We start from the raw sequence: 22,471 nt of genomic DNA on the forward strand, positions 1-22,471 counted from the left end.
CCTGACGTAACGGCCCCTTCCACAATTAGAGAGAATATCACGATTATTGTGCAATTTACGTCACGACAGCGGGAGGAACTTGCCCAAACCAAGCAAACCGAGAATTTTTATTCCGATTTACTCAACCTGCCATACAACCCTAGCGGCACATCCGCACCCTTCCGCTGTAGGCCAGGTACGTGCCGGTGCGCGGATTGAAAGACTTGTACTTGCGGGCGCAGTAGGCAATCCACTCCGGCGAGAACGGAGCCCCGATGCCGGCGTGGCGTGGCACGACGTATGCGCGCGAGCGATAGGGATAGGGCGGAGGTGCGTAGACGACGGGCGGTGCAGGGTACGGCGGGGGAGCATAGCTGTAGGGTGGCGGATCGTAGTAGACGGGACCACCGTTGTAGCGCGGGCTTGCAAGTGTCGCGCCCAGAAGCGCCGCGGCAGCCAGTCCGACGACACCTGCAACGGCTGCGCCATCTCCGACCCAGACGCCGCCATGGTAGCCGCGATAATGGTGGCGGCCGCCCGCCTCGGCTTCTGCGGTTGCGGCTGCGAGTGAAATCAAGGCGGCACAGGCAATCACGAGAGAGCGCAAGCCAGCTTTTGCCTTCAGGCGTGGAAGGTGTTCAGTCACGATCCCGGTCATAAATTCCCGCTCCCGTATGCCGCTCCCCAGCGCAGGAAAAAGACATTAACGCGAAATCAGGTCGAAATCTGGACCGCCTGCAACGAAAGCGCTTGCACTTGGCCGCCGGATCGTTTTCCTGACGCCAATCGCCCTTCGGCATTCCATCAAGAAGACATATCCGCTTTCCATGGCCCCACCGCTTCTGACCCTTCGCGACATTCACCTGACCTTCGGCGGCACGCCCCTCCTGAGAGGCGCGGAGCTTTCCGTTTCCGAAGGCGAACGCCTGTGCCTTGTCGGGCGCAACGGCTCGGGCAAGTCGACGCTTCTAAAGATCGCGGCCGGGACCGTCGAGCCGGATAGCGGCGAGCGTTTTTTCCAGCCTGGCCGCACGATCCGGTATCTGCCGCAGGAACCGGACCTGTCCGCCTACGCGACGACGCTCGATTATGTCAACGAAGGCCTTGCCCCCGGCGATGATCCCTACAGGGGTCAGTATCTCCTGGACGTGCTTGGCCTCACCGGCAAGGAAGATCCGAAAGCGCTTTCCGGCGGCGAAGCGCGCCGCGCCGCCCTTGCCCGCACGCTTGCCCCCGAGCCGGACATCCTGCTTCTGGACGAGCCGACCAACCACCTCGACCTTCCGGCCATCGAATGGCTTGAAAGCGAGCTCAAGAGCCTCAAGTCCGCCATCGTGCTGATTTCCCACGACCGGCGTTTCCTGGAAAACCTGTCCCGTGCGACGGTCTGGATCGATCGAGGCACCTCGCGGCGCCTAGACAAGGGTTTTGGCCACTTCGAGGCCTGGCGTGACGAGGTCTTTGAACAGGAAGAGATCGACCAGCAGAAGCTTGCCGCGAAGATCAAGCGCGAAGAGCACTGGATGACCTATGGCGTGACGGCGCGGCGCAAGCGCAACATGCGCCGGGTGCGGGAGCTTGCAGATCTGCGCAAGCAGAAGAAGGACCATCGGGGTCCACAAGGCACCGCCAAGCTGGCCGCGACCGATGCAGATGTGTCGGGCAAGCTGGTGATCGAGGCCAAGAATATTGCCAAGAGCTTCGGCGAGCGGGTGATCGTCCGCGACTTTTCCACCCGGATCCAGCGCGGCGACCGGATCGGCCTCGTTGGCGCCAACGGCGCGGGCAAGACGACGCTGTTGAAGATGCTGACCGGCGAACTGACCCCGGACAGCGGCAGCGTCAAGCTCGGTACCAATCTGGAAATGGTCACCCTCGACCAGAAGCGCGAGAACCTCGACCCGAACGACACACTCTCCTCCGTCCTCACCGGTGGACGCGGCGACACGGTCGTCATCGGCGACGAGACCAAGCACGTCATCGGCTACATGAAGGATTTCCTGTTCTCCCCCGAACAGGCGCGCACCCCGGTCGGCGTTCTGTCGGGCGGCGAGCGGGCCCGCGTCATGCTGGCAAGGGCGCTGGCCAACCGCTCCAACCTGATGGTGCTCGACGAGCCGACCAACGACCTGGACCTTGAAACCCTCGACCTGCTTCAGGAACTGCTGGCGGACTATCAGGGCACGGCGCTGATCGTTTCCCACGACCGTGACTTCCTCGACCGGGTCTGCACCTCGGTCATCATGTCGGAGGGCAACGGCAACTGGCAGGAATATGCCGGCGGCTATTCCGACATGCTCGCCCAGCGCGGCGAGGGCGTCACCGCACGCAAGTCCGAGAAACAGTCAGCCGCGCCGAAGAAGGACAAACCTGCCGCGGAAAAGCCCAAACCTTCAGCGAAGTCGAAGCTCTCCTTCACCCAGCAGCATCTCCTCAAGACGCTGCCGGATACGATTGCCGATCTGGAAAAGAAGCTTGCAAAGCTGCAGGGCGAGATGAACGACCCGAAGCTCTATTCCGCCAATCCGGACAAATTCGCCAAACTGACGGCGAAGATCACTGAACTCTCCGAAGAAAAGGACAAGGCCGAGGAGCAGTGGCTGGAGCTGGAAATGCTCAAGGAAGAGATGGAAGGTTAATCGCAGGGTCCAGGACGCCTTGACCTGGACCCTGCATCAAATCGGAACCACGCCGGACCCGAACCGTTTCCTTCGCAAGAAAAGAAGGAGACATACATGCACAAGACGAAGATCCTCGTCATCGAACCGGTCACCCACGACGTCAAGCGTATCCGTCTGGAGCGCCCTGAAGGTTTCGACTACCAGGTTGGCGATGCAACGGAGCTTGCGCTGGACGTCGACGGCTGGCGCGATGAAAAGCGCCCCTTCACCATGACATCACTGCCGGAAGACCCGTATCTGGAATTCACCATCAAGGAATATCCGGACCACGACGGCGTCACCACGCGGCTGCATGACATGAAGCCCGGCGAGACGGTGCTCATCGACGATCCGTTCAAGACCTTCCGGAATAAGGGCAAGGGTGTCTTCATCGCCGGCGGCGCCGGGATCACGCCGTTTCTCGCCATCTTGCGCAAGGAGCGCGAGAAGCACTCTCTCGATGGCTACACGCTGATCTTTGCCAACAAGCGCACCGAGGACATCATCTGCCGGGACGAACTGGCCGGGATGCCCGAGTTGAAGGTTGTCCACGTCCTGTCCGAGGACAAAGAACCCGGCATGCACCATGGCGAGGTCGACGCCGATCTCATTCGCGGCGAGGTGGAGGACTTCGACCAGCGCTTCTATCTCTGCGGCCCGCCGCCCATGATGGAGGCGGTTCAAAAGTCGCTCGACAAGCTTGGCGTGAAGGCCGATGCGGTTGACTTGAGCGACTGAGAGGGACCTACGGGTGAGGCGGGGTCAATCCACCACACCATAGGCAGGAAAATGCTCTCGCATCGCTGCCTCTTCCTGGCGAATGCGCAGGATCAGGACGACGAGATAGACGGGTAGACCGACGATCAACGTTCCCAAGGCCTGTAGAGCGAGGGCAAAGCCGATCAGTTCCGGAATGATATTGAGGAAATAGTTCGGGTGCCGGATGGCGTTGAAGACGCGGTTCGTGACCAGCTGATGGTCCTGCGCGACAATGACCTTAACGGTCCAGAAGCGCCCGAGCACACTGATCACCCAGACGAGCGCCAGCATCGCCAAGGCATAGAGCACCATGCCGAAATAGGTCAGGCCCGTGACGGGAGCACCCTGCCAGACGCTCTCTCCGATCGCGGCCAGATAAAAAGCGATGTGGGTCAGTGCAAGAAGTGTGCTGGTACCAGCGCAATACTCGACCGCGCCGTTGGCCTTCATCCGCTTTTCGTTGCGGATGGACACGAAGAGTGTGAGGAAGCGGAGAACGACTGCAGCGACTATGAAGGCGATCATAAAACTCGGCATTAAAAACCCTTAGGTCCGAGGTGCGGTGTGAATACCTGGCAGGCTGAGCACCCCGTCATCGTTGAGTTTTCATAAAGAAGGGTTCAGCGAACCGCAACCGCGACGCGTAGGATCACGCGTTGCGTGACGCGGTTCCCATGCTCAGAGCCAGGCCGCCAACGGCACACATGGCCGTCAGCGCCGCGACCGCATCCCATCCGCCATGGATCCAGAACCAGCCACCGACCCAGCCCGTGATGCTGGCACCGGCGTAATAGAACAGCAGGTAGAGCGCGGTGGCATGGCTCTTGGCCCGGCTGGCTGCCGCCCCGACGCCGCTGCTTGCCGCAGCGTGACCAATGAAGAAGCCGATGGTGATCAGTGAAACGCCAAGACCGAGGCCCCACAGGGTTTCGATCAGGGTTGCCGCAAGGCCCATCAGCGTAATGGCAAAGCCGGCAATCAGCATGGTCTGCCGGCCCAGACGATCGATCAGCGCGCCGCCATAGGCCGAGGCGAAAATCCCCAGCGCATAGGTGACGAACAACAGGCTGACGCCGATACGGCCAAGCGAATAAGGCGGCTCGACCAGTCGGAAGGTCGAGTAGTTGAAGACCGTCGTGAAGACGCTGGTGAGCATCGTGCCGATCAGATAGAGCCGCAGCAACGCCGGATTGCGCAGATGGCTCATCCAGATGGCAAGGTGCTCGGACAGGCGCGACCGGCTCGGCCGGAAATTGCGCGAGGGCGGCAGCAGGAGCAGAAAACCGACGGAGGTCGCGACGCACAGGATGCCGAGCAGCACCATTGCCGTCTGCCAGGACGAATAGGCCGAGACCAGGCCCATGCCGACCCGCCCGACCATGGCGCCGAACGCCGTGCCCCCGACATAAAGCCCGACCGCGCGGCCAAGGCTTTTCGGGTCGATCTCCTCGGCCAGATAGGTGATCGCGATCGCCGGAACACCGCCAAGAACGAACCCTTCAGCAGCGCGTGCAGCCAGGAGCCAGCCCCAGCCGGCATCGCTTGCTGCGAGGATGTTGAACACGGAGGCCATGACCATGGAGCCAAACATCAGCTTGCGCCGGCTGACGGACTGGGCCAGCGCGCCGCTGATCAGGATGGAGACGGCAAGCATGCCGGTTGTCAGTGACAGGGCGAGCGAAGCGGTGGCGGCATTGACGCCATACTGGGCCGGAAACTCCGGCAGCAAAGGCTGCACGCAATAGATCAGCGAAAAGCTGGCAAAACCGGCAAGGAACAGAGCGATCTTTGCCCTGGTGTAGTCGCGAGAGCCCTGCGTGATCCAGACGTCTTCGCCCGGCGCAAGATCGCGCGGTGCGGGAGGGCAGTTTTCCAGTTCGGCAGGATTGAGCGCGCGCATGCTGAGAGTTTCCTTTCAGCGAGAGAGATAGCGGGCGCGTCTCAATTAATCTAATATATGGATTGATCAAACTTCATATCCAATGAGTATGACGAGATGGAACTGCGCCACATCCGCTATTTTCTCGCCGTGGCCGACGAGGGAAATTTCACTCGCGCGGCGGAAATCCTGGGCATTGCCCAGCCGCCCCTCAGCCAGCAGATCAAGGCGCTGGAGACGGAAATCGGCACCCAATTGTTCCGACGCGTACCGCACGGGGCGGAGCTGACGGAAGCCGGGCGGGCATTCGAGCGCATTGCGCGCACCCTGCCCGGACAGGCAAGCGAGGCGGTTCGGCAGGCGCGCAAGGCAGCGGCAGGCGAGACCGGCCTTCTGCGGCTCGGCTATACCGGAACGGCAGCGCTCAACGGCATCGTGCCCGCCTGTATCCGCGCCTATCGCACAGGCTTTCCGGACGTCGAACTGCAAGTGACGGAGGCGAACTCCCTGGCGCTGGTGCAAGCTCTTCTGGACGACCGGATCGACATGGCGATCCTGCGCCCGTCCACCTCGGACCCCAAGGAACTGACGGAGGAATTCCTCACCGACGAGCCGCTTGTCGCCGCCCTGCCCGGCTCACACCCTCTGGCGCAGAAGGAAGCGCCGATCGACCTGTCCGGGCTTTCCGAAGACCCTTTCATCCTGACACCACACAGCGTCGGCATCGGCCTTCTTGATGCAGTCGTTGACGCCTGCCGGGCAGCGGGCTTTGCCCCTCGCCCGGGTCAGATGGCGTCCCAGATCGTGTCGATCGTGTCGCTGGTGGCCGCGGGGCTCGGCGTTTCGCTGGTGCCGAGGTCCATCGCCCAGGTCAAGGTGGCAGGGGTCGCCTTCCGGCCGCTGACAGGTGCGCCGCGGCTGGTCTCTCTGGCTCTGGCCTATCGCAAGGGCCGTCTCGTGCCCCCGGCCCGCAACTTCCTGCACCTGGCGCGCAAGCAGATCGGCACTGGTATCCAGACCGTCAGCGACAGTGACTGAGGCGGGAGCACCGCCTCACGCGTCGTAGACGATCTCGCGGGTCTCGCGGAATTTCACGTTCGGGTATTTCTCGGTGATGTAGCCGACTTCCCATGCGTTCTTGAACAGGAACACCGGACGGTCGTCGCGGTCCTCGGCGATCGACATGCGGTGGTTCTCGATCATCTTCTGCAAGGTGGCCTGGTCGGTCTCGATCCAGCGGGCGGTGGAGACGTTGACCGGCTCGAAGTCGATCTCCGCTCCGTATTCGGCCTTCAGACGATCGACAACCACGTCGAGCTGCAGGATGCCGACGACGCCCACGATCCAGTTGGAGCCGATGTCCGGCTTGAAGATCTGCACGAGGCCTTCCTCGGCGAGATCCTGCAGACCCTGGCGCATCTGCTTGACCTTCATGGTGTCGCCGAGGCGCACCCGGCGCAGGATTTCCGGCGCGAAGGCCGGCAGGCCGGTGACGTGGATTTCCTCGCCCTCGGTCAGGGTGTCGCCAACGCGCAGCTGGCCGTGGTTCGGTACGCCGATTACGTCGCCCGGGAAGGCTTCCTCTGCAATCTCGCGTTCCTCGGCGAAGAAGAAGATCGGAGCGGTCACGGCGATCTGCTTGCCGGCGCGCACATGCTTCAGCTTCATGCCGCGCTTGAACGTGCCCGAGCACAGGCGCACGAAGGCGATGCGGTCACGGTGCTTCGGATCCATGTTGGCCTGCACCTTGAAGACAAAGCCTGTGACCTTGTCCTCGTCCGGCGAAATGACGCGGCCGCCCGTTGCGTTCTGGGAATGGGGCGGCGGGGCGAAGTCGGCGATGAAGTCGAGCAGTTCCTCGATACCGTAGTCGCGCAGGGCCGAGCCGAAGAAGACCGGCGTCAGATGGCCTTCCAGAAAGCTCTCCTTGTCGAAGGCGGCATAGCCCTCAGCGCCCAGTTCGACGTTTTCGGTGAGTTCGTCCATGATCCGGTCAAAGACCACGTCTGTCAGTTGCGGATCATCGAGGCCGGAGACCTTTTTGGTCTGGCGGAACGGACCGCCGCGCTCGCCCTCAGAGGTGTGAAAAGCCTGCTTTTGCCAGTCGTAGACGCCGAAGAAGTCGGAGCCCATGCCGACCGGCCAGGTCTGCGGGGAAACATCCAGAGCGAGGGCTTCCTGAACCTCGTCGAGGATCTCCAGGGCATGGCGGCCCTCGCGGTCGATCTTGTTGACGAAGGTGATGATCGGAATGTCACGCAGGCGGCAGACCTCGAACAGCTTGCGGGTCTGGGTTTCGATGCCCTTGGCGGCGTCGATGACCATGATGGCCGCATCGACGGCGGTCAGCGTGCGGTAGGTGTCTTCCGAGAAATCCTCGTGGCCCGGCGTGTCGAGCAGGTTGTAGATGATGCCCTTGCGCTCGAACGTCATGACCGAGGACGACACGGAGATGCCGCGTTCCTGCTCGATTTTCATCCAGTCGGATCGGGCGCGGCGGCGCTCGCCGCGGGCACGCACCTGGCCGGCGGCCCGGATCGCGCCGCCCGACAGGAGCAGCTTCTCGGTCAGGGTCGTCTTACCGGCATCCGGGTGCGAAATGATCGCGAAGGTGCGGCGGTTCTTGTAGCTGGCGCCATTGGCGGACATGGATAACTCCTGGATCCATTACGGAACCCGGCGGGCAAAGGGCCTTCAGGCGCAGGCTTCCGTCTTGCTTGCAGCAACTGCCTCGCAAGAGGGGCGCGCCAGATCCATTCTCCCGGGATCGGATGTTTCGTCGTTGGCGCAAGGTTCTAGAGAATGCGTCGTCAAATTGCCAGTGTTTTCCGCCTCTGACGACGGTCCGCGTACCCCTACTTGCCTTCGGCCGCCTTCAAGGCTGCAGAGAGGCTGCAGCCCGCGCCGGGCACGCCTTCACATAGGGTTTTCAGGGCCATTGCCTTTTTTGCATTCCAGGCCTCAGGCTGCGAGACGGCGGCCCAGGCCTCGATATAGTCGCCGGCGGCATAGTTGTGACCGAAGCCGTCCGGCACATGTGTCGCCAGCAGCATGTCGAGCCCGAGCTGCAGCTGGGTGACGACCGGCATGAAGCGCAGCTCGGGCGACACGTCCGGCGCAAGAGGTTCGCGCATCCAGACCGGAGGGCGCCAGAAGGAGTTGGGGTCGAAGAAGACAATGGCATCGGATGCATATTGCAGGAAAGCGATGCGCATCCGCCCCCATGTCTCGCCCTGTTCCTTCGGCGTGACGTATTGCGAGGCAAAGCGGATCACCTCGCCCTCCTCCACCTTGGGCAGGACGTAGGGCGAACCGTCGTTGCGGGCAGCCGTCACCCGCCCCCAGAGATAGGACGGAAAGGGGGAACCGGTCCAAAGGGCTCCGGATATGGGCTCGTTGATCATCTGAAAGATGTCAAAGGCATACATGGACGACCATGCACCGAGGCTAAGGCCATGCATGTAGAGCCGAGGTCGCCCATCCTGCGGCAGGCTGCGCCAGTGACGGTAAATGGTGCGCATGGTGGCGGTTGCCTGATCGAGACCGGTGCGGGTTTCAAAGATCAGCGCCATGGGCGACTGCATGTAGGAATACTGGACGGCAACGGTCGCGATATCGCCATCATGCATGAATTCGAGCGTGTCGTGACCACCGGGATCCAGCCATCCGGTTCCGGTCGGACTTGCGACGACCAGAATCTTCCGGTCAAAGGCGTTCAGGCGCTTGAGTTCCTGAAGCGCAAGCTCGGCGCGCGCCTCTGCGCTGTCGTCTTGCGAGCGGCCGACATAGACGCGGATGGGATCCGTCGCCGGGCGGCCGGTAAACGTGGAGATTTCGGCGGCGCTCGGCGCACGGGTGACGAAGTTGCGCCCCGGCTGACCCATTTTCTCCCAACTGACAAGAGAACCGGGACCGCCGGGCACCCTGCCGTTTCCAGGCGGCGGCGGTGCCGTGTCAAAAAGGTTCTGCGCGGTCTCATAGGTGTTGTCGAGCCCCTGGAGGACCGCCGGAAGAACCCAGTCACGCGATACGATGAAGGCAATGCCAACCAGCAGCACGAGGCCAAGTGTCCCGGCCGCTCGCGGCGCCATGTAGCGGTAGAGGCGGAACCGCAGCCGATCGAAAAGCCACTGGATGACGAAACCCAGCAGATAGAGCACAGTGAAGACGCCCGCCATCAGCAGGACGATGCCGGCCATGGTGACGTCCTCGGCCGGCTCCATTCCGACATGCGCCCGCACCGAATTCTGCCAGTCGGTCACGCGCAGGAGATTGTGAACGAGCAGGACCAATGCCGGGACGAAAATGGCAACGCGAAAGACGAAAAGCCAGGTCCCGCGGGCTTCGGGAAATTCAACCGCTCGCCAGAGGGTCTGGACAAGGCGCCCGAGCATGTAGCCAATGGCAAGAACCAGGCCGGCCAGAAGACCCAGCAGAGCCCATTCACGCGGGACGAGAGACGGCGTGAGCGATGCTGCGGCAAAGACCATTCCCAGCGCCAACGGAAGAGCTGCAGGCTGCGACAGATGTGCAAGGACCGGCACTTTCATTCTCGATCCCCTGACGACATGCCCCTCTGGCTCCCTTTCGTCCCCGGTCAAACTGTTGGTCTTTTCAATGCCTCGCCGTTTTTACGAAGGACCTCGCCTGAACACCAGAAAATTCAGGGGATTCAGGCTCCCGGGCTGGAAAGCCGCCGCAGCCGGGCAATGTGCCCCCGAACCGGGTCGACGCCCAAAGGGCCGCCATGGCCAAGCAGAAACCGTTTAGCTCCAAGGTCGATAAGCCGTCGAAGGGAAGCTGCCACCTGCGCGTGATCTTCCTCGAACGGTGGGCGTTTTGGCCGGTTTCGCAGAACAACGCCGCCAAGCAAGATGCCCGACGCAACGAGGTCGCCGGCAAAGACCGTTCCGTCATCAAGAAGCACAGAAAGGGATCCGGGGGTATGGCCCGGGGTATGGAGAATACGGCCTGCCAATCCGTAGGGGCGCAGGTCCAGCATTTCATCGCCGCTCAGAAGCGTGTCGGCCTCGAACGTTTGGAACGGACTTTCTATGGCCCCGGTCTTGCGGAACAGTCGACCGAAGGTTCCTGTCGGCCTGAGGAGGGGCGGCTTGCCCTGGCAGTACTCCGCGTCGGCCGCATGCAGAACGATCGGGGCACCGGACAATTCCCGGATCCTGACAGCCGCACCGGCATGATCGATATGCCCATGGGTGATGATGGTCAGGCTCACGTCCTTCCAGCTTAGCCCGTTTCGAGCCAACGCTCTTTCGACCTGCACTTCGGCGCCCGGCAGGCCCGTATCGACCAGGACGGCTACGGTTCCGGCGATGATCAGGAACGCATTGACCATGCCGAACGGCATGACGGGAATGACATCGATTGTCGGTGTTACGGGCATTGCAGCAGCTCCAGGCGCATCATAGGGTGTGCCCAGCCCTAACGGCCGAATTGCGGCTGCTCAATTAGGCACTTTTCGGTAACCTGTTGGAGGAGCACATGAAACCAGAGGTTCACGAGCCTTGGGTCATTGATGGCGACCTGGACAGATGCCCAGTGGCCGACACATTGAAGAGCATAAGCGGCAAGCACACGCCGAAGATCATCAACTGCCTTGCCATTCAGCCACAGCACTTCCTGGAACTGACGAGGGTATTTCCCGGCATCAGCCGAAAGGTTCTGACCGAAAGACTTCGGGAGCTGGAGGATGCCGGCCTCGTATCACGTTCGGAAGTCGGAGATGCGCTCAGCCGTGTGCGATACAGCCTGACGCCACGGGGACAAGGCCTCGCACGCATATTGGAACAAATCTACGACTGGGCGCTTCAAGCAGAGGATGGGCAGAGCGAGCACGCATGAAAAAGGCGCGGAGGATCCGCGCCTTTCAAGTCTGTGGTTTTATGGGCTTCGCTGTGGGGAGATCAGGAAGCCTTCTTGAAAACGTCGTACCAGCGCCGCCGCGGCTCGACGCGCACCTTTTCCAGAACCTCGGCCGCAAACAGCGCCGCGTTTTCCTGAGCCTTGTCGAGGTTTGCGATGGTTTTGGAATCCTGGGACCGCAGGCTTCCGCCGAATTCGAACAGATCCCGATAGGCAGCACGTTCGACAATCGGCGTCATCAGGACATCGATGCCCTTGACCGCCAGGAACTCCTGGACCGCCTTGAGAGCGCGCGTGGTCACCGCCGCATTGGTGCGCGTCAGCGCCACGCAATGACTGATGTCGCGTTTGACGATCTTTTCCAGCTTGGAGATCAGAGTCAGGATCTTGGCGCCGCCGCGTGCATCCATGCTTGAGCCCTGGATCGGCACGACCACGAGATCCGACATGGACAGCGCATTCGCGACGACGAGGTTTTCGGTGCCTTCCAGATCGACGATGACATAGTCGCTCTGACCGCTCGCATCCTGAATCTGCTCGACAATCGAGGTCGGCGTGACCTGGCTGATGACCTCGATGTTCTGATGCCGGCCGGGCAGGTCCGCCCAGGTCGAGATCCATTTCTGCGGGTCCGCATCGAAGATGGTCACGGTTTTTCCGCGATCGGCAATTTCGGTCGCCAGCAAAAGAGCTGCAGTTGTCTTTCCCGCCCCGCCCTTGGCATTCGCGAAAGAAATCACTGGCATTACGGTTCTCCTGATCCGGTTATCCGGCCCCTTCTGGACCGTTTATTTGTTAGGATTGTCCGCAGTTTATGGTTACCAATTGATTAACTGGAATTGCAGATTGCGTTTTGCATCAATCGCTTATGGTTTCTCCACGATTTGGCGAAACGCCATGGTTGTTTTTTACGAGCTATGGGCGAGCGCGGAGGCAAGCCAGAGAATTGCCGCGAAACCGGCGGATAGTTCCCCTCGTAATGCGTGGCCCAGATTGCGACGGCCAGTCGGCGGCGTTAGGCTCGGCACAAATGAAATGGACGGTGGAGACATGATGCGTCTGGCGCTAGGGCAGAGGATGATGACGGGAAAACGGGAACTTCTGGCTGCCGGACTGGCCGTACTGATCGGTGCAGGAGTGACGAACAGCGCTCATGCGAACCTGCTGGCTCCCTACAAGGACAACCTGTTCCGCTATCCGAAGATCACCGAAACGCTTTTCGGCGGCGATTTCATCGTTGTCGAATATTCAAAGCAGCGCGACTTGCGCGACCGCGACAAGGTCGACGAGCGCGAGGTCTACGGTCACTATGTCTCCTACAAGCCGCGGCGCAGCCAGAACGACTACGAGCTGAAGGCCAACGGCCGTACGGTGCGCTACATGGGCGTCGGCAAGGCCAAGGGCGGCGCCAATGCGGTCGTCATTTACATCCACGGCCAGGGCGGCAACCGCTTCCAGGGAATGAACGACGTTTCCTTTGGCGGCAACTTCAACCGCATCAAGAACCTGATGGTACGAAACGGCGGCACCTTCCTGTCCGCAGAGTTCGCAGACTTCGGCGTCAAGGGCACGCAGGACATCGCGGCCCTCATCCAGCACCAGAAGCAGCTGTCCCCGCGTGCGAAGGTGGTCGTCGCCTGCGGCTCCATGGGCGGCATAATCTGCTGGAACCTTTTGAAGAACGGTGGCTACGCTTCGATGCTGGACGGCATCATGCTGCTCGGCTCGCCGAAGGATCCCGGCTTCCTGTCGTCCGGAGCCCCCGCCCGCCGCGTCCCGATCTACATGGGCTACGGCAGCGACGACACGGTCTACAACTGGGAAACCCAGGCCAACTTCTTCAAGCAAATCCGGGGGTCGGTATCCGGCTATCCGATCAAGTTCACCCTGTTCGACACAGGCACCCACGGCACCCCGATCCGAATGACCGACTGGCGACTGGTGCTGAACTGGATGTTCTCGCAGTAGGCGGGAACAGCAAAAGGGCGGCTCGGAGCCGCCCTTTCAGTTTCAACATTTTCCTACGTCACGGCCGGTTGGCGCCGCGATGCGCCCAGCCGGTCATGCGCATTTCGAGCCAGGCCATGATCGCGTACATGGCTATGCCGAGCACTGCCAGAGCAACAAGACCGGCCCAGACGAGCGGCACGTTGAACTGCGACTGGGCCGCCAGCATCATGTGGCCGATGCCGGAATTGGCCGCGACCGTTTCGGAAATCACCGAGCCGACGAAGGCCAGCGTGATCGCAACCTTCAACGAGCCGAAGAAGTAGGGCATCGACCGGGGGATCCCGACCTTCAGCATGATGTCCATCTTCTTCGCGCCAAGCGCTCTCAACACGTCCTCCATCTCCGGTTCGATGGTGGCAAGGCCGGTTGCCACGTTCACCACGATCGGGAAGAAGGCGATCAGGAAGGCGGTGAGGACGGCCGGAATGGTGCCGATGCCGAACCAGATCACGAGGATCGGCACAACGGCGACCTTCGGGACCGAGTTGAAGCCGATCATCAGCGGATAAAGACCGGCGTAGATCGCCCGGCTCCAGCCGATGGCAAGGCCCAGTGCCAGACCGCCGACGACGGCCAGCAGGAAGCCCAGGACGGTCGTGAACATGGTCTGGAGAGAGTTCTTCCAGATCGGCGACCAGTATTTGACGATGGCCGCCCAGATATCCGTTGGCGCCGGCAGGATATAGACCGGAAACTCGAAGATCCGGACCGCCAGTTCCCAGATGACAAACAGGCCGATCGACCACAGCCAGGGCGCTGCCTTGATCCATTTTTCGCTGGTCATGCCACTGCCCTCGCATCTGCAATCTGGCCACGCAGGTCGTGGACGATGTCGTTGAACTCTGCCTCATAGGTCAGGTCGATCGGGCGTGGACGCGCAAATTCGATATGCCGTTCGCTGATGATCTTGCCAGGGCGTGCACTCATGACAAAGACCCGGTCGGCGAGATAGACCGCCTCGCGCAGATCATGGGTGACGAGGATCACGGTAAAGCCCTTCTCACCGTGCAGGTCGCGCATCACCTGCCAGAGTTCCTCGCGGGTGAAGGCGTCGAGTGCGCCAAAGGGTTCGTCCAGCATCAGGAGCGCCGGGTCATGAACGAGCGCCCGGCAGAGGTTCGCGCGCTGCTGCATGCCGCCGGAGAGCTGCCAGGGAAACTTGTCGCCGAAGCCCTTGAGCCCGACGAGCTCCAGGAGCGCCTCGGCCTTGTCGATATAGGCGGCCTTTTCGGCTTTCAGTTTCGAGCGGTGCGGCTGGACGATTTCCAGCGGCAGCATGACGTTCTCAAGCGTCGTGCGCCAGGGCAGCATGGAGGGGTTCTGGAACGCCATGCCAGCGATCGAGACCGGTCCGGAGACCTCCTTGCCTGCGACTTCGACGGTGCCGGCCTGCGGGTTGATCAGACCCGTTGCAAGCTTCATCAAGGTGGACTTGCCACAGCCTGACGGTCCCACCACCGCGGCGAATTCGCCCTTCTTGACGCTCATATCGAGGCCATCAAGGGCGAGCGTTCCATCGGCCTTCCCACCATAGGTCAGCCGTACGTCTCTCAGTTCGACAAATCCTGTCACGTGCTATTTCCCATGGCGGATGCCCCACCTTTTCTCGCAATCAGCCACCTCCCTCATCCTGAGGAGCGGTTCGTCAGAACCGCGTCTCGAAGGATGGGCAGATGGCTGAGATTTCTGGCCCATGCTTCGAGAAGGGTCTTTTGCCCCTCCGCGAAACATGGGTTCGCAATTGGAGGTTCTCCGCTTACTTGACCATCCGCTCTTCTACCGGCGGCAGGAAGCTGGCATCAAAGACCTTGTCCGGCGCCGGAGGCGTGTCGCTGACGCCCATGGAAACCTTCAGGAATTCCATGGTCTTGGCGAGCTTGTCCATGTCGACGCCGCCAAAGCCATTGGCCTTGACCGCCGGGGTGGCGATGGAGTCATTGACGGCCATGGTCAGACGCTCGATCTCGATGTCCTTGTCGAGAACTTCGTTGCGCTCCATGACGTGCGGAATGGCTGCTGCCGGGTCGGCAATCGCGTCGAGATAGCCCTTGATCAGAGCCTTGACGAAGCCCTTGACCGCTTCCGGGTTCTCGGCGGCAAAGTCCGAGTTCACCATGACGACGTTGCCGTACATGTCGAGGCCGTTTTCGGCCATCATGATCGGCACGATGTCGTCTTCGGCAACGCCCTGGGCCTTGAGGTTCAGGACGGACGAGAAGGAGAAGCCGAAGATGGCGTCAACCTGGCCCTGGGCGAGCATCGGCTCGCGCACCGGGAAGCCCACGTTTTCGATCTTGATCGTGGAGGTATCAAGACCGGCTTCCTGAGCAAAGGCCGGCCATTGGCCAAAGGCGGCATCTGGCGGTGGCGCACCGAGCGTCTTGCCTTCCAGCGACTTCGGATCTCCGGTGATGCCAAGGCTCTTGCGGCCGATCACGGCAAACGGCGGGCGCTCGTAGGCCATCATCACGGCCTTGACCTTCAGGTCCGGCTGTTCGTCGATCAGCTTGATCAGGGCGTTCACGTCACCGAAGCCCATCTGGTAGGTACCGGTGGCAACGCGCGGAATGGACTCGCGCGAGCCGGCGCCGGAATCGATGGTGACATTCAGGCCTTCAGCCTCGAAGTAGCCCTTGTCGATTGCAATGAAGAACGGCGCGGACGGGCCCTCGAATTTCCAGTCCAGCGTGAACTTGATGTCGGTGGCCGCAAAGGCCGAAGTTGCCGACATGGCGATGGCCGCAGCCATGCCCAGAATGTGACGCATGATAGTCCCCTCTGTTAGGTGATCGTTTGATCACAATTCTTGAGAGGCAACTGCACAAGAAGCAAGCACGATTTAAGTCTGATCAATTCCGTATCATGAAGCTGGCGCAGATTTCATCAGGGCGCCTATGGAGAAGGAATTCCCTTTTCCTTTCAGATCATTGACCCCCAAACACCCTCCTCACCCGGAACAGCTAAAGCGTTTGAACTCCAAATTTTTTTGACCATGAAGCCAAAAATTCGAGCATGGGACAATTGAGCTCGATGCCGCCACAAGTAGCACCAACAGTCGCGGGCACCCGGAAATCGGGCATTTCCGAGTGCATTCCTGTCGGAAAAGGCTAAAGCCTAGTAGCGGCCGGTGCTCTGGCGGCGCTTGTCGAGCCACCAGCCATATTGCGCTGGCCAGGTGGCAAAAGCCTTGTCGTGACCGAGCGCGTCGGCGGCATGCAACGGCCAGTTCGGATCGGACAGGGCTTCGCGGCCAATGGCGACGATATCCGCCTTGCCGCTGGCGACGATCTCCTCGGCCTGTTCGGCGCGGGTGATCAGACCGACGGCTTGGGTCATGATACCGGTCTCGGCCTTGATCCGGTCCGCATAGGGCACCTGGAAGCCGTCGGGCGGCGGAGTGCGCGGTGCAGCCGGTCCGGAAATCCCGCCTGCCGAGCAATCGACCACATCGACGCCGCGTTTCTTCAATTCCCCGGCGAGCCAGACGCTGTCATCCAGGTCCCAGCCGTCCTCGCGGCCATCGACGGACGAAATGCGCACGAACAGCGGCTTGTCGTCGGGCCATGCGGCACGCACTGCATCTGTCACCTCGAACAGGGCCCGCGCCCGGTTCTCCCGGCTGCCGCCATAATCGTCGGTCCGCTTGTTGGCGTGGGGCGACAGGAAGCTGGCCAGCAGATAGCCGTGAGCGGCATGGATTTCGGCAACATCAAAGCCTGCGACGTGAGCGCGGCGCGCCGCGGCGGCAAAGTCGGCGACGGTTTCGGCAATCTCGGCATGGGTCATTTCGGCAGGCACCGGCCAGCCGTCGGCCAGCGGCAAAGCGGACGGTGCAACGATGCGCCACTGGGTCTCGCCCTTGCGCACCTGCTCATCGGTCAGCACCGCATTGCCCTCCCACGGGCGCTGCATCGAGGCCTTGCGACCGGCATGACCAAGCTGGATTGCGGGAACCGAGCCATGAGCGCGCAGAAAGGCGGTGATGCGCGCCAGATGCGCCGCCTGCTCGTCGGACCAGATGCCCAGGCAGCCATGGGTGATGCGTCCGATGCGATTGACGGCAACGGCCTCGGTGAAGATCATCCCGGCGCCTCCTTGCGCATATTTGCCGAGGTGAACCAGATGCCAGTCATTGGCGAAGCCCTCGCCAGCCGAATACTGGCACATGGGCGAAATGGCGATGCGGTTGGGAAGCGTGACACCGCGCAGGGTGAGCGGCGAGAACAGCTGAGAGGTCATGCGGGTTTCCGGTCGATCAGAGGTGCCGGGACGGCGAACTATCGCCGTCCATATCATGCCGTTTTCATTACCAGAGCAGCACGTCCGGGGAAAAGGGCGAAACAGTTTGCCGTGATACGGTCTTGAGGCCACATGCAAAGCGCTGGCGGCCCGCCAATTCCTTCTCCCATCGGGAGAAGCTGGCCTATCAGGCCGGATGAGGGGAGCAAGTGCCTGCGATCCCGCCGGCTTCGCCCCCTCACCCTAAACCCTCTCCCCAAGGGAGAGGGAACCACTTCAAACAAGGCGGGCTCAGTGCCCTCGACGCCTTCCCGGACGGAGCGATAGCGAAGATCCAGGAACCGGCACACCGCAGTCCCGTTCTAGCCGCAGATGTCAGAGGTTCCAGGTCCCGGCTCAAGGCCGGGACGGCATGGATCCCATGGTCAAGCCGTGGGAGGACGATAGAGCCGGTATAGCATTGCCGCCCGCACAAGGCGGGGATGACCGCTGAATATGCCGAAAGGCTCGGCGCTCTATTGCCCCCTCACCCGAAGGCCTTTTCCATGTCGCGGCGGAAGAGGTAGGCCTCTTCGGTCGTGTCGATGGCGACATCGTCCCAGATCAGCATCTGACCCTCAACGACATCGCGCAGGAGCTTGACGTTGTGCGACAGGCCGAGCGGCAGATAGCCGGCGGCAAGTGAGGTGGTCGCCGGGCACTGCTTGCCCCAGACGGTGAAGCCTCCTTCCCCGTCGAGCATCTCGCCGGCCTTCATGGCCTTCTTGGTGGTCGCCACCACATCGGAGTGGAAACCGATCGCCGAACCGGTCGGCTCACCGCGCAGCGCCGCAGAGGCGACCGACAGGCCGAGCTCCATGCCGATCATGTGGGTCGGGCGATAGAGCGAAGCGAACTGGCCGGTATCATCCTCCAGCATGTGATACTCGTTGAAGCACTGGCGGGCATAGTCCGTCTCGGCCTCGATCACCACATAGGTGCCCATGGCAAGATGATGCTCGACGTCGCTGCCATCGCGGTAGAGCGAGGACGTGACTTCCGTCGTGCCGGTCCGGCTCAAGGTGCCGCCGTTCTCCCGCGGCTTGCAGACCGTCGACAGTTCGAACCGGCTGGCCGGGGGGAAGGACAGGCCATCGTCCTGCGGGACCAGACCCGTGGCGTTGCAGACCGCCGTCATCTCGATGCCCGACTTGGTGCCGTCGAGGAAGGAATTGAACATCTTCAGATTGATCTGCTCGGGATGTTCCAGCGCCAGATAGGTGCGCAGCGTGTCCCAGACCGTGTCGGGGGTGAGCTGGTGATAGGACGGCAGGTAGCGCGTACCCTTGCCCGCGCAGACAACCTTGAAGCCGCAGGTGCGCGCCCAGTCCACATGCTCGGCGACAAGAGCCGGCTGATCGCCCCAGGCGAGCGAATAGACCAGCCCGGCCTTCTCCGCCTGCCGCGCGAGCAGCGGCCCGGCGAGGGCGTCTGCCTCCACATTGACCATGACGATGTGGCGGCCGTTGCGGATCGCCGCCTGGCAGTGGCGAATGCCGGCTGCGGGATCGCCCGTGGCATCGATCAGGACGTCCAGCCCATCGGCCTCGATCAGGTCCATGGCATTGTCGGTGATGAAGGTCCGGCCCGACTGGAGCGCGGCGGCAAAGGAGCCCGTGTCGCTCTGCTCTTCCGGCCAGCCGCAGCGCTTCAGCGTTTCACGCAGCCGGTCCGGATTAAGGTCCGCAATGCCCAGCACATGGATGCCGGTCGTCAGGCGGGCCTGTGTCAGGTACATTGAGCCAAACTTGCCCCCGCCGATCAGCCCGACGCGAACGGGACGGCCAGCGTCGGCCCTTTGGCCGAGCATGCGCGATAAATTCATGAATGTCCTCCCAAGGCACCCGGGCGAAAACCCGGAGCGTTGCCACCATCGAACCGGCAACGATTACGGCTGTCAACACGCCATTACCTGCGGTATGTCTGAAGCTGTATCTACGGACGGGAAACGGCCTTAGCCTCGGAATGCTGGATTACTTTTACCACAAACGCCTGCGCCAGGATCTCGAGACCTGGAACGCCAAGGGCTGGGTGACCACCGACGGAGCCTCGCGCATTCTGGCCACGCTCGAGGAGGGCGACGGCCGCTCGCGAATCCCCATGGTGCTGGGCGGAATCGGCGTTGTCTGCATCGCGCTGGCGATCGCCGCCTTCATCGCTGCAAACTGGGACGGCATTCCACGCGTGGCAAAGCTGATCGGCATCGCGCTGTGCGTCGGCGGTGCCCATATGCTGGCCGCCCGGGCCGCCTCCACGGGACGCAGGGGGATCGCCGATCTTGCGACTGCCTTCGCCACCCTGGTCTTCGTCGGCGGCATGGCACTGGTCGGGCAGATCTTCCACCTTCCCTCGGATTGGTCCGGCGGCGCGTTTCTCGTCTGCCTCGGCGCGCTCGCCTCTGCCTGGGTCGCGGGATCAAGGGCTTCGCTTATGGTCGCCGCCTGTGCCGCAATCGCCTGGCAGACCGGGCGCGTAGAATTCGGCGACGCGGTTGCAGCGGAAAGCCTGATCGGCGCTGCCATCACCGCGGTGATCCTTTTGCATCCCGTCGCCTATCCGCATCGGCTCGGCCGCTGGGCTGCCATTGCCCTGCTGCTCGTCACCTATGGCCGCTGGCTGGCGGATACGACACGCACGATTGACCCTGCGGGTGACATCAGCTTTGCCGCCGTCATTCTCGGATATGGCGGCCTTGCGGCCTGCATGGTTCAGGTCGGACAGCTCTGCGATCTCTATGTCAAATGGTCCAGTTCCTACCCGCAGCGTTCTCAAGGCAACTGGTTGATGATGAGCGCGGCGCAGGCCGCCGGCTTTGCGATCCTGGCAACGCTGCTGACAGTGCAACTGGTCGCTGGTGAGGAATTCACCACCTCCCCGCTAGGCGCTGCGCTCCTGACCCCGCCGGTCGCCATCGCGTTTGCGCTGGCACTGGCCATGGCCGCAACGGGCTTGCTGCTCGCGTTCCAGACGCCGAAATCGCGCTGGTTGTTCATTGCGGTGCTGGTTGCCCTTGGTGCGATCGCGCTGTCCCTCGCCTTCAAGAGCATCCTTCTGACGGCGGTCCTGTCGCTTGCCGGGCTGATCGCGATCAGCCTGCTCGGCACGCTCTACAACGTGCCGCTCTGGACCCTTTGCGGCTATGCCGGATTGACGGCGACAATCCTCTACCTTCTCGATGTGACGGTCGGGAGCCTGCTTGGCCAGTCGCTGTTCTTCCTGATCGCGGGCCTGGTTCTTCTGGCCCTTGCCTGGGGCGTGACGCGGCTGATGAAACGCAGCCGGACCCTGAGGGCGCAGGCAGGAGGCAAGACATGACCCGCGGTCCTCTGCTTCGCTCACCCTGGGCCAGATGGGGCCTGCTCGCCGTGATCCAGCTCGGTCTCATCGCCGTGCCGTTTGCTGACCGGCTGGAAGTCCAGATGACGGGGGAAGAGATCCCTCTGGCGACCCGTCCCGTCGATCCGCGAGATCTTCTGCGCGGCGACTATGTCGTCATCAACCTTGATATTCGCCAAATTCCCGAAGCGGCCGCAGCGAGCTTCGGCAAGCCTGTCGCGGGTGAAACCGTCTTCGTTGGCCTGAGGGCCGATGCAGATGGTGTCTACCGTGCAGTGTCAGTCGCAAAAACGCGGGATCTTGCCGGAGAGACGGCGATCAAGGGAACTATCACCTCAGTCGCCTCAACACCGGACGCAGTGCTCACGGTCGACTACGGCATCGATGCCTTCTACCTGGCGGAAGGTAAAGGCAAGGAGATCGAGCGCCTGGATGCCTCACGGGTGCAGCTTGTCGTCTCTCTCGCCCCGGACGGACGGTCCGTGCCGCTGCGCCTCCTGATCGACGGAAAACCTTTCAAATCCGACGCCGCCTTTTGACCTTGGCCGGTGCCGGGTTTAAGAGGGCCAACACCTGAAGCCGGGGCACGATCTCCGGCAGTCCAAACGGCCGGGCGACATCGCTTGGGCCACACGAGAAGATCACCATGGCCGACCCCGTTCTGAAGACCCTTCTGCTGCCCCTCGAGACCGGGACGATCGAGCTTCCCGCCGGCGCGAAGACGCTTTTTCTGCGTGCGCGCATGGACCAGAGCCTGAAAGACGCTGCCTTCGAAATGCTTACCTGCGAACAGAGCTTTGCGCCGGACAGGGATGCGCTGGAGCGCGCGGGTTTCTCAGTCAAACCCGAAGTGACAGACGGCGACTTCGACCTGGTCCTGATCCTTCCGACCCGTCAGAAACAGGAGGCACGGGCCCTTCTGGCGCGGGCCGTGCAAAAGGCGAAGCCCGGCGGCATCGTACTTGCCTGCGCCGCCAACACGGAAGGTGCCAAAACCGCTGAATCCGACCTGAAAAAACTGGCGGGCCTCGAAGGCAACATGTCGAAGAACAAGTGCCGTGTGTTCTGGACCGTGGTGCAGCCGGAAGCAGTGGATGGCGAACTGCTGTCGGAGTGGAGCGCCCTCGATGCGGAGCGCGATGTGCTGGATGGTGCCTACCGCAGCCGTCCCGGCGTCTTCGCCTGGGACCGGATCGACCCGGCCTCGCAGCTCCTGGCGGATCGACTTCCCGAAACACTGTCGGGCAAGGGCGCCGACCTTGGCGCCGGTTTCGGCTTCCTGTCCCGCACCGTCCTCCAGCGCTGCCCGAAGGTGACGGGCATGGACCTTTACGAAGCGGAAAAGCGGGCACTGGACCTGGCGGAAAAGAACCTTGCCGAGTTCAGGGGCAAGCGCCAGCTGAACGGCATCTGGTCCGACGTGACCCGCGGCATTGAAGGGCCATACGACTTCATCGTTTCCAACCCGCCTTTCCATCAGGGCGGCAAGGCCGACCGGGCCGATGTCGGCCAGGGGTTCATACGTGCCGCCGCCTCGGGGCTTCGTTCCGGCGGTTTGTTCTACATGGTCGCCAACCGGCACCTTCCCTACGAACAGACCCTGCGGGACGTTTTCGACCACGTAGAGATGATTGCCGACGAGGGCGGCTACAAGGTCATCAAGGCCATCAAGCGCAAGGGGAAATGA

At 62.1% G+C, this 22,471-nt stretch carries 20 protein-coding genes; 8 read left to right on the forward strand and 12 right to left on the reverse strand.

Features of this window, described 5'->3' with window-relative positions:
• Window positions 1–139: 139 nt before the first annotated feature.
• Complete coding sequence (locus ACN0SY_RS04850; protein WP_417684948.1) at window positions 140–637, reverse strand: BA14K family protein; 498 nt, start codon at window positions 635–637, stop codon at window positions 140–142.
• A 169-nt stretch (window positions 638–806) separates the two neighbouring features.
• Here ACN0SY_RS04850 and ACN0SY_RS04855 point away from each other — a divergent pair, with 169 nt between their 5' ends.
• Both ACN0SY_RS04855 and ACN0SY_RS04860 read left to right on the forward strand, forming a co-directional pair.
• Window positions 807–2,618 (forward strand): ABC-F family ATP-binding cassette domain-containing protein, encoded by a 1,812-nt coding sequence (locus tag ACN0SY_RS04855; RefSeq protein WP_417684950.1) that lies wholly within the window; start codon window positions 807–809, stop codon window positions 2,616–2,618.
• Window positions 2,619–2,714: 96 nt separating this feature from the next.
• On the forward strand, window positions 2,715–3,377 hold the full coding sequence (locus ACN0SY_RS04860) for a flavodoxin reductase (protein WP_417684952.1): 663 nt from the start codon (window positions 2,715–2,717) through the stop codon (window positions 3,375–3,377).
• A gap of 24 nt (window positions 3,378–3,401) precedes the next feature.
• Here the strand turns inward: ACN0SY_RS04860 and ACN0SY_RS04865 are convergent, their stop codons facing one another.
• Both ACN0SY_RS04865 and ACN0SY_RS04870 read right to left on the reverse strand, forming a co-directional pair.
• Window positions 3,402–3,935 (reverse strand): isoprenylcysteine carboxyl methyltransferase family protein, encoded by a 534-nt coding sequence (locus ACN0SY_RS04865; RefSeq protein ID WP_417684954.1) that lies wholly within the window; start codon window positions 3,933–3,935, stop codon window positions 3,402–3,404.
• Between the two features lie 112 nt (window positions 3,936–4,047).
• On the reverse strand, window positions 4,048–5,298 hold the full coding sequence (locus ACN0SY_RS04870) for an MFS transporter (protein WP_417684956.1): 1,251 nt from the start codon (window positions 5,296–5,298) through the stop codon (window positions 4,048–4,050).
• Between the two features lie 96 nt (window positions 5,299–5,394).
• Here ACN0SY_RS04870 and ACN0SY_RS04875 point away from each other — a divergent pair, with 96 nt between their 5' ends.
• Window positions 5,395–6,315 carry a LysR family transcriptional regulator gene (locus ACN0SY_RS04875; protein WP_417684958.1) on the forward strand — a complete coding sequence of 307 codons (921 nt, stop codon included), beginning with the start codon at window positions 5,395–5,397 and terminating at the stop codon, window positions 6,313–6,315.
• Window positions 6,316–6,330: 15 nt separating this feature from the next.
• Here ACN0SY_RS04875 and ACN0SY_RS04880 read toward each other — a convergent pair whose 3' ends face one another.
• From ACN0SY_RS04880 to ACN0SY_RS04890, 3 genes are all read right to left on the reverse strand, one after another.
• Window positions 6,331–7,926, reverse strand: coding sequence for a peptide chain release factor 3 (locus tag ACN0SY_RS04880; RefSeq protein ID WP_417684960.1), 1,596 nt, complete (start codon window positions 7,924–7,926; stop codon window positions 6,331–6,333).
• A gap of 206 nt (window positions 7,927–8,132) precedes the next feature.
• Complete coding sequence (locus tag ACN0SY_RS04885; protein WP_417684962.1) at window positions 8,133–9,827, reverse strand: alpha/beta hydrolase; 1,695 nt, start codon at window positions 9,825–9,827, stop codon at window positions 8,133–8,135.
• A 122-nt stretch (window positions 9,828–9,949) separates the two neighbouring features.
• Window positions 9,950–10,681, reverse strand: a complete 732-nt coding sequence (locus ACN0SY_RS04890) for an MBL fold metallo-hydrolase (protein ID WP_417684964.1) — start codon at window positions 10,679–10,681, stop codon at window positions 9,950–9,952.
• A gap of 98 nt (window positions 10,682–10,779) precedes the next feature.
• Between ACN0SY_RS04890 and ACN0SY_RS04895 the strand changes: the two genes are divergently transcribed.
• The gene (locus tag ACN0SY_RS04895) at window positions 10,780–11,139 is read left to right on the forward strand and encodes a winged helix-turn-helix transcriptional regulator (protein ID WP_417684966.1); all 360 of its coding nucleotides are present in this window, start codon (window positions 10,780–10,782) and stop codon (window positions 11,137–11,139) included.
• A gap of 62 nt (window positions 11,140–11,201) precedes the next feature.
• On the opposite strand, the gene ACN0SY_RS04900 is transcribed toward ACN0SY_RS04895, so the two are convergent.
• Entirely contained in the window at window positions 11,202–11,906 is a 705-nt protein-coding gene (locus ACN0SY_RS04900; protein ID WP_417684968.1) for an AAA family ATPase, read from the reverse strand.
• 289 nt (window positions 11,907–12,195) lie between these two features.
• Here ACN0SY_RS04900 and ACN0SY_RS04905 point away from each other — a divergent pair, with 289 nt between their 5' ends.
• Window positions 12,196–13,128: an alpha/beta hydrolase gene (locus tag ACN0SY_RS04905; protein WP_417684970.1), complete on the forward strand. Its 933-nt coding sequence runs from the start codon at window positions 12,196–12,198 to the stop codon at window positions 13,126–13,128.
• A 58-nt stretch (window positions 13,129–13,186) separates the two neighbouring features.
• Here the strand turns inward: ACN0SY_RS04905 and ACN0SY_RS04910 are convergent, their stop codons facing one another.
• From ACN0SY_RS04910 to ACN0SY_RS04930, 5 genes are all read right to left on the reverse strand, one after another.
• Entirely contained in the window at window positions 13,187–13,954 is a 768-nt protein-coding gene (locus ACN0SY_RS04910; protein ID WP_417684972.1) for an ABC transporter permease, read from the reverse strand.
• Window positions 13,951–14,742: an ABC transporter ATP-binding protein gene (locus ACN0SY_RS04915; protein WP_417684974.1), complete on the reverse strand. Its 792-nt coding sequence runs from the start codon at window positions 14,740–14,742 to the stop codon at window positions 13,951–13,953. Before ACN0SY_RS04915 ends, ACN0SY_RS04910 begins: the two co-directional genes overlap by 4 nt.
• A gap of 184 nt (window positions 14,743–14,926) precedes the next feature.
• On the reverse strand, window positions 14,927–15,937 hold the full coding sequence (locus tag ACN0SY_RS04920) for an ABC transporter substrate-binding protein (protein WP_417684976.1): 1,011 nt from the start codon (window positions 15,935–15,937) through the stop codon (window positions 14,927–14,929).
• 347 nt (window positions 15,938–16,284) lie between these two features.
• On the reverse strand, window positions 16,285–17,409 hold the full coding sequence (locus tag ACN0SY_RS04925; RefSeq protein WP_417684978.1) for an NADH:flavin oxidoreductase/NADH oxidase: 1,125 nt from the start codon (window positions 17,407–17,409) through the stop codon (window positions 16,285–16,287).
• Window positions 17,410–17,935: 526 nt separating this feature from the next.
• Window positions 17,936–19,273, reverse strand: a complete 1,338-nt coding sequence (locus ACN0SY_RS04930) for an NAD(P)H-dependent oxidoreductase (protein ID WP_417671993.1) — start codon at window positions 19,271–19,273, stop codon at window positions 17,936–17,938.
• A gap of 2 nt (window positions 19,274–19,275) precedes the next feature.
• Between ACN0SY_RS04930 and ACN0SY_RS04935 the strand changes: the two genes are divergently transcribed.
• The 3 genes from ACN0SY_RS04935 to ACN0SY_RS04945 all read left to right on the forward strand — a co-directional run bounded on the left by ACN0SY_RS04935 (window position 19,276) and on the right by ACN0SY_RS04945 (window position 22,471).
• Window positions 19,276–20,763 carry a DUF2157 domain-containing protein gene (locus tag ACN0SY_RS04935; protein WP_417684980.1) on the forward strand — a complete coding sequence of 496 codons (1,488 nt, stop codon included), beginning with the start codon at window positions 19,276–19,278 and terminating at the stop codon, window positions 20,761–20,763.
• Window positions 20,760–21,323, forward strand: coding sequence for a GDYXXLXY domain-containing protein (locus ACN0SY_RS04940; RefSeq protein WP_417684982.1), 564 nt, complete (start codon window positions 20,760–20,762; stop codon window positions 21,321–21,323). The genes ACN0SY_RS04935 and ACN0SY_RS04940 overlap by 4 nt, the downstream gene beginning before the upstream one ends.
• 107 nt (window positions 21,324–21,430) lie before the next feature.
• Window positions 21,431–22,471, forward strand: coding sequence for a methyltransferase (locus ACN0SY_RS04945; protein ID WP_417684984.1), 1,041 nt, complete (start codon window positions 21,431–21,433; stop codon window positions 22,469–22,471).

Origin of the sequence: Roseibium sp., from assembly GCF_048261595.1 — a bacterium.
GTDB lineage: Bacteria > Pseudomonadota > Alphaproteobacteria > Rhizobiales > Stappiaceae > Roseibium.

Bases quoted from the DNA above. Each gene is read 5' to 3' on its own strand.
- ACN0SY_RS04880 (WP_417684960.1), bottom strand. From the start codon at position 7,926: ATGTCCGCCAATGGCGCCAGCTACAAGAACCGCCGCACCTTCGCGATC.
- ACN0SY_RS04895 (WP_417684966.1), top strand. From the start codon at position 10,780: ATGAAACCAGAGGTTCACGAGCCTTGGGTCATTGATGGCGACCTGGAC.
- ACN0SY_RS04885 (WP_417684962.1), bottom strand. From the start codon at position 9,827: ATGAAAGTGCCGGTCCTTGCACATCTGTCGCAGCCTGCAGCTCTTCCG.
- ACN0SY_RS04865 (WP_417684954.1), bottom strand. From the start codon at position 3,935: ATGCCGAGTTTTATGATCGCCTTCATAGTCGCTGCAGTCGTTCTCCGC.
- ACN0SY_RS04910 (WP_417684972.1), bottom strand. From the start codon at position 13,954: ATGACCAGCGAAAAATGGATCAAGGCAGCGCCCTGGCTGTGGTCGATC.
- ACN0SY_RS04890 (WP_417684964.1), bottom strand. From the start codon at position 10,681: ATGCCCGTAACACCGACAATCGATGTCATTCCCGTCATGCCGTTCGGC.
- ACN0SY_RS04930 (WP_417671993.1), bottom strand. From the start codon at position 19,273: ATGAATTTATCGCGCATGCTCGGCCAAAGGGCCGACGCTGGCCGTCCC.
- ACN0SY_RS04920 (WP_417684976.1), bottom strand. From the start codon at position 15,937: ATGCGTCACATTCTGGGCATGGCTGCGGCCATCGCCATGTCGGCAACT.
- ACN0SY_RS04860 (WP_417684952.1), top strand. From the start codon at position 2,715: ATGCACAAGACGAAGATCCTCGTCATCGAACCGGTCACCCACGACGTC.
- ACN0SY_RS04945 (WP_417684984.1), top strand. From the start codon at position 21,431: ATGGCCGACCCCGTTCTGAAGACCCTTCTGCTGCCCCTCGAGACCGGG.
- ACN0SY_RS04935 (WP_417684980.1), top strand. From the start codon at position 19,276: ATGTCCTCCCAAGGCACCCGGGCGAAAACCCGGAGCGTTGCCACCATC.
- ACN0SY_RS04940 (WP_417684982.1), top strand. From the start codon at position 20,760: ATGACCCGCGGTCCTCTGCTTCGCTCACCCTGGGCCAGATGGGGCCTG.
- ACN0SY_RS04855 (WP_417684950.1), top strand. From the start codon at position 807: ATGGCCCCACCGCTTCTGACCCTTCGCGACATTCACCTGACCTTCGGC.
- ACN0SY_RS04900 (WP_417684968.1), bottom strand. From the start codon at position 11,906: ATGCCAGTGATTTCTTTCGCGAATGCCAAGGGCGGGGCGGGAAAGACA.
- ACN0SY_RS04850 (WP_417684948.1), bottom strand. From the start codon at position 637: ATGACCGGGATCGTGACTGAACACCTTCCACGCCTGAAGGCAAAAGCT.
- ACN0SY_RS04875 (WP_417684958.1), top strand. From the start codon at position 5,395: ATGGAACTGCGCCACATCCGCTATTTTCTCGCCGTGGCCGACGAGGGA.
- ACN0SY_RS04870 (WP_417684956.1), bottom strand. From the start codon at position 5,298: ATGCGCGCGCTCAATCCTGCCGAACTGGAAAACTGCCCTCCCGCACCG.
- ACN0SY_RS04925 (WP_417684978.1), bottom strand. From the start codon at position 17,409: ATGACCTCTCAGCTGTTCTCGCCGCTCACCCTGCGCGGTGTCACGCTT.
- ACN0SY_RS04905 (WP_417684970.1), top strand. From the start codon at position 12,196: ATGGACGGTGGAGACATGATGCGTCTGGCGCTAGGGCAGAGGATGATG.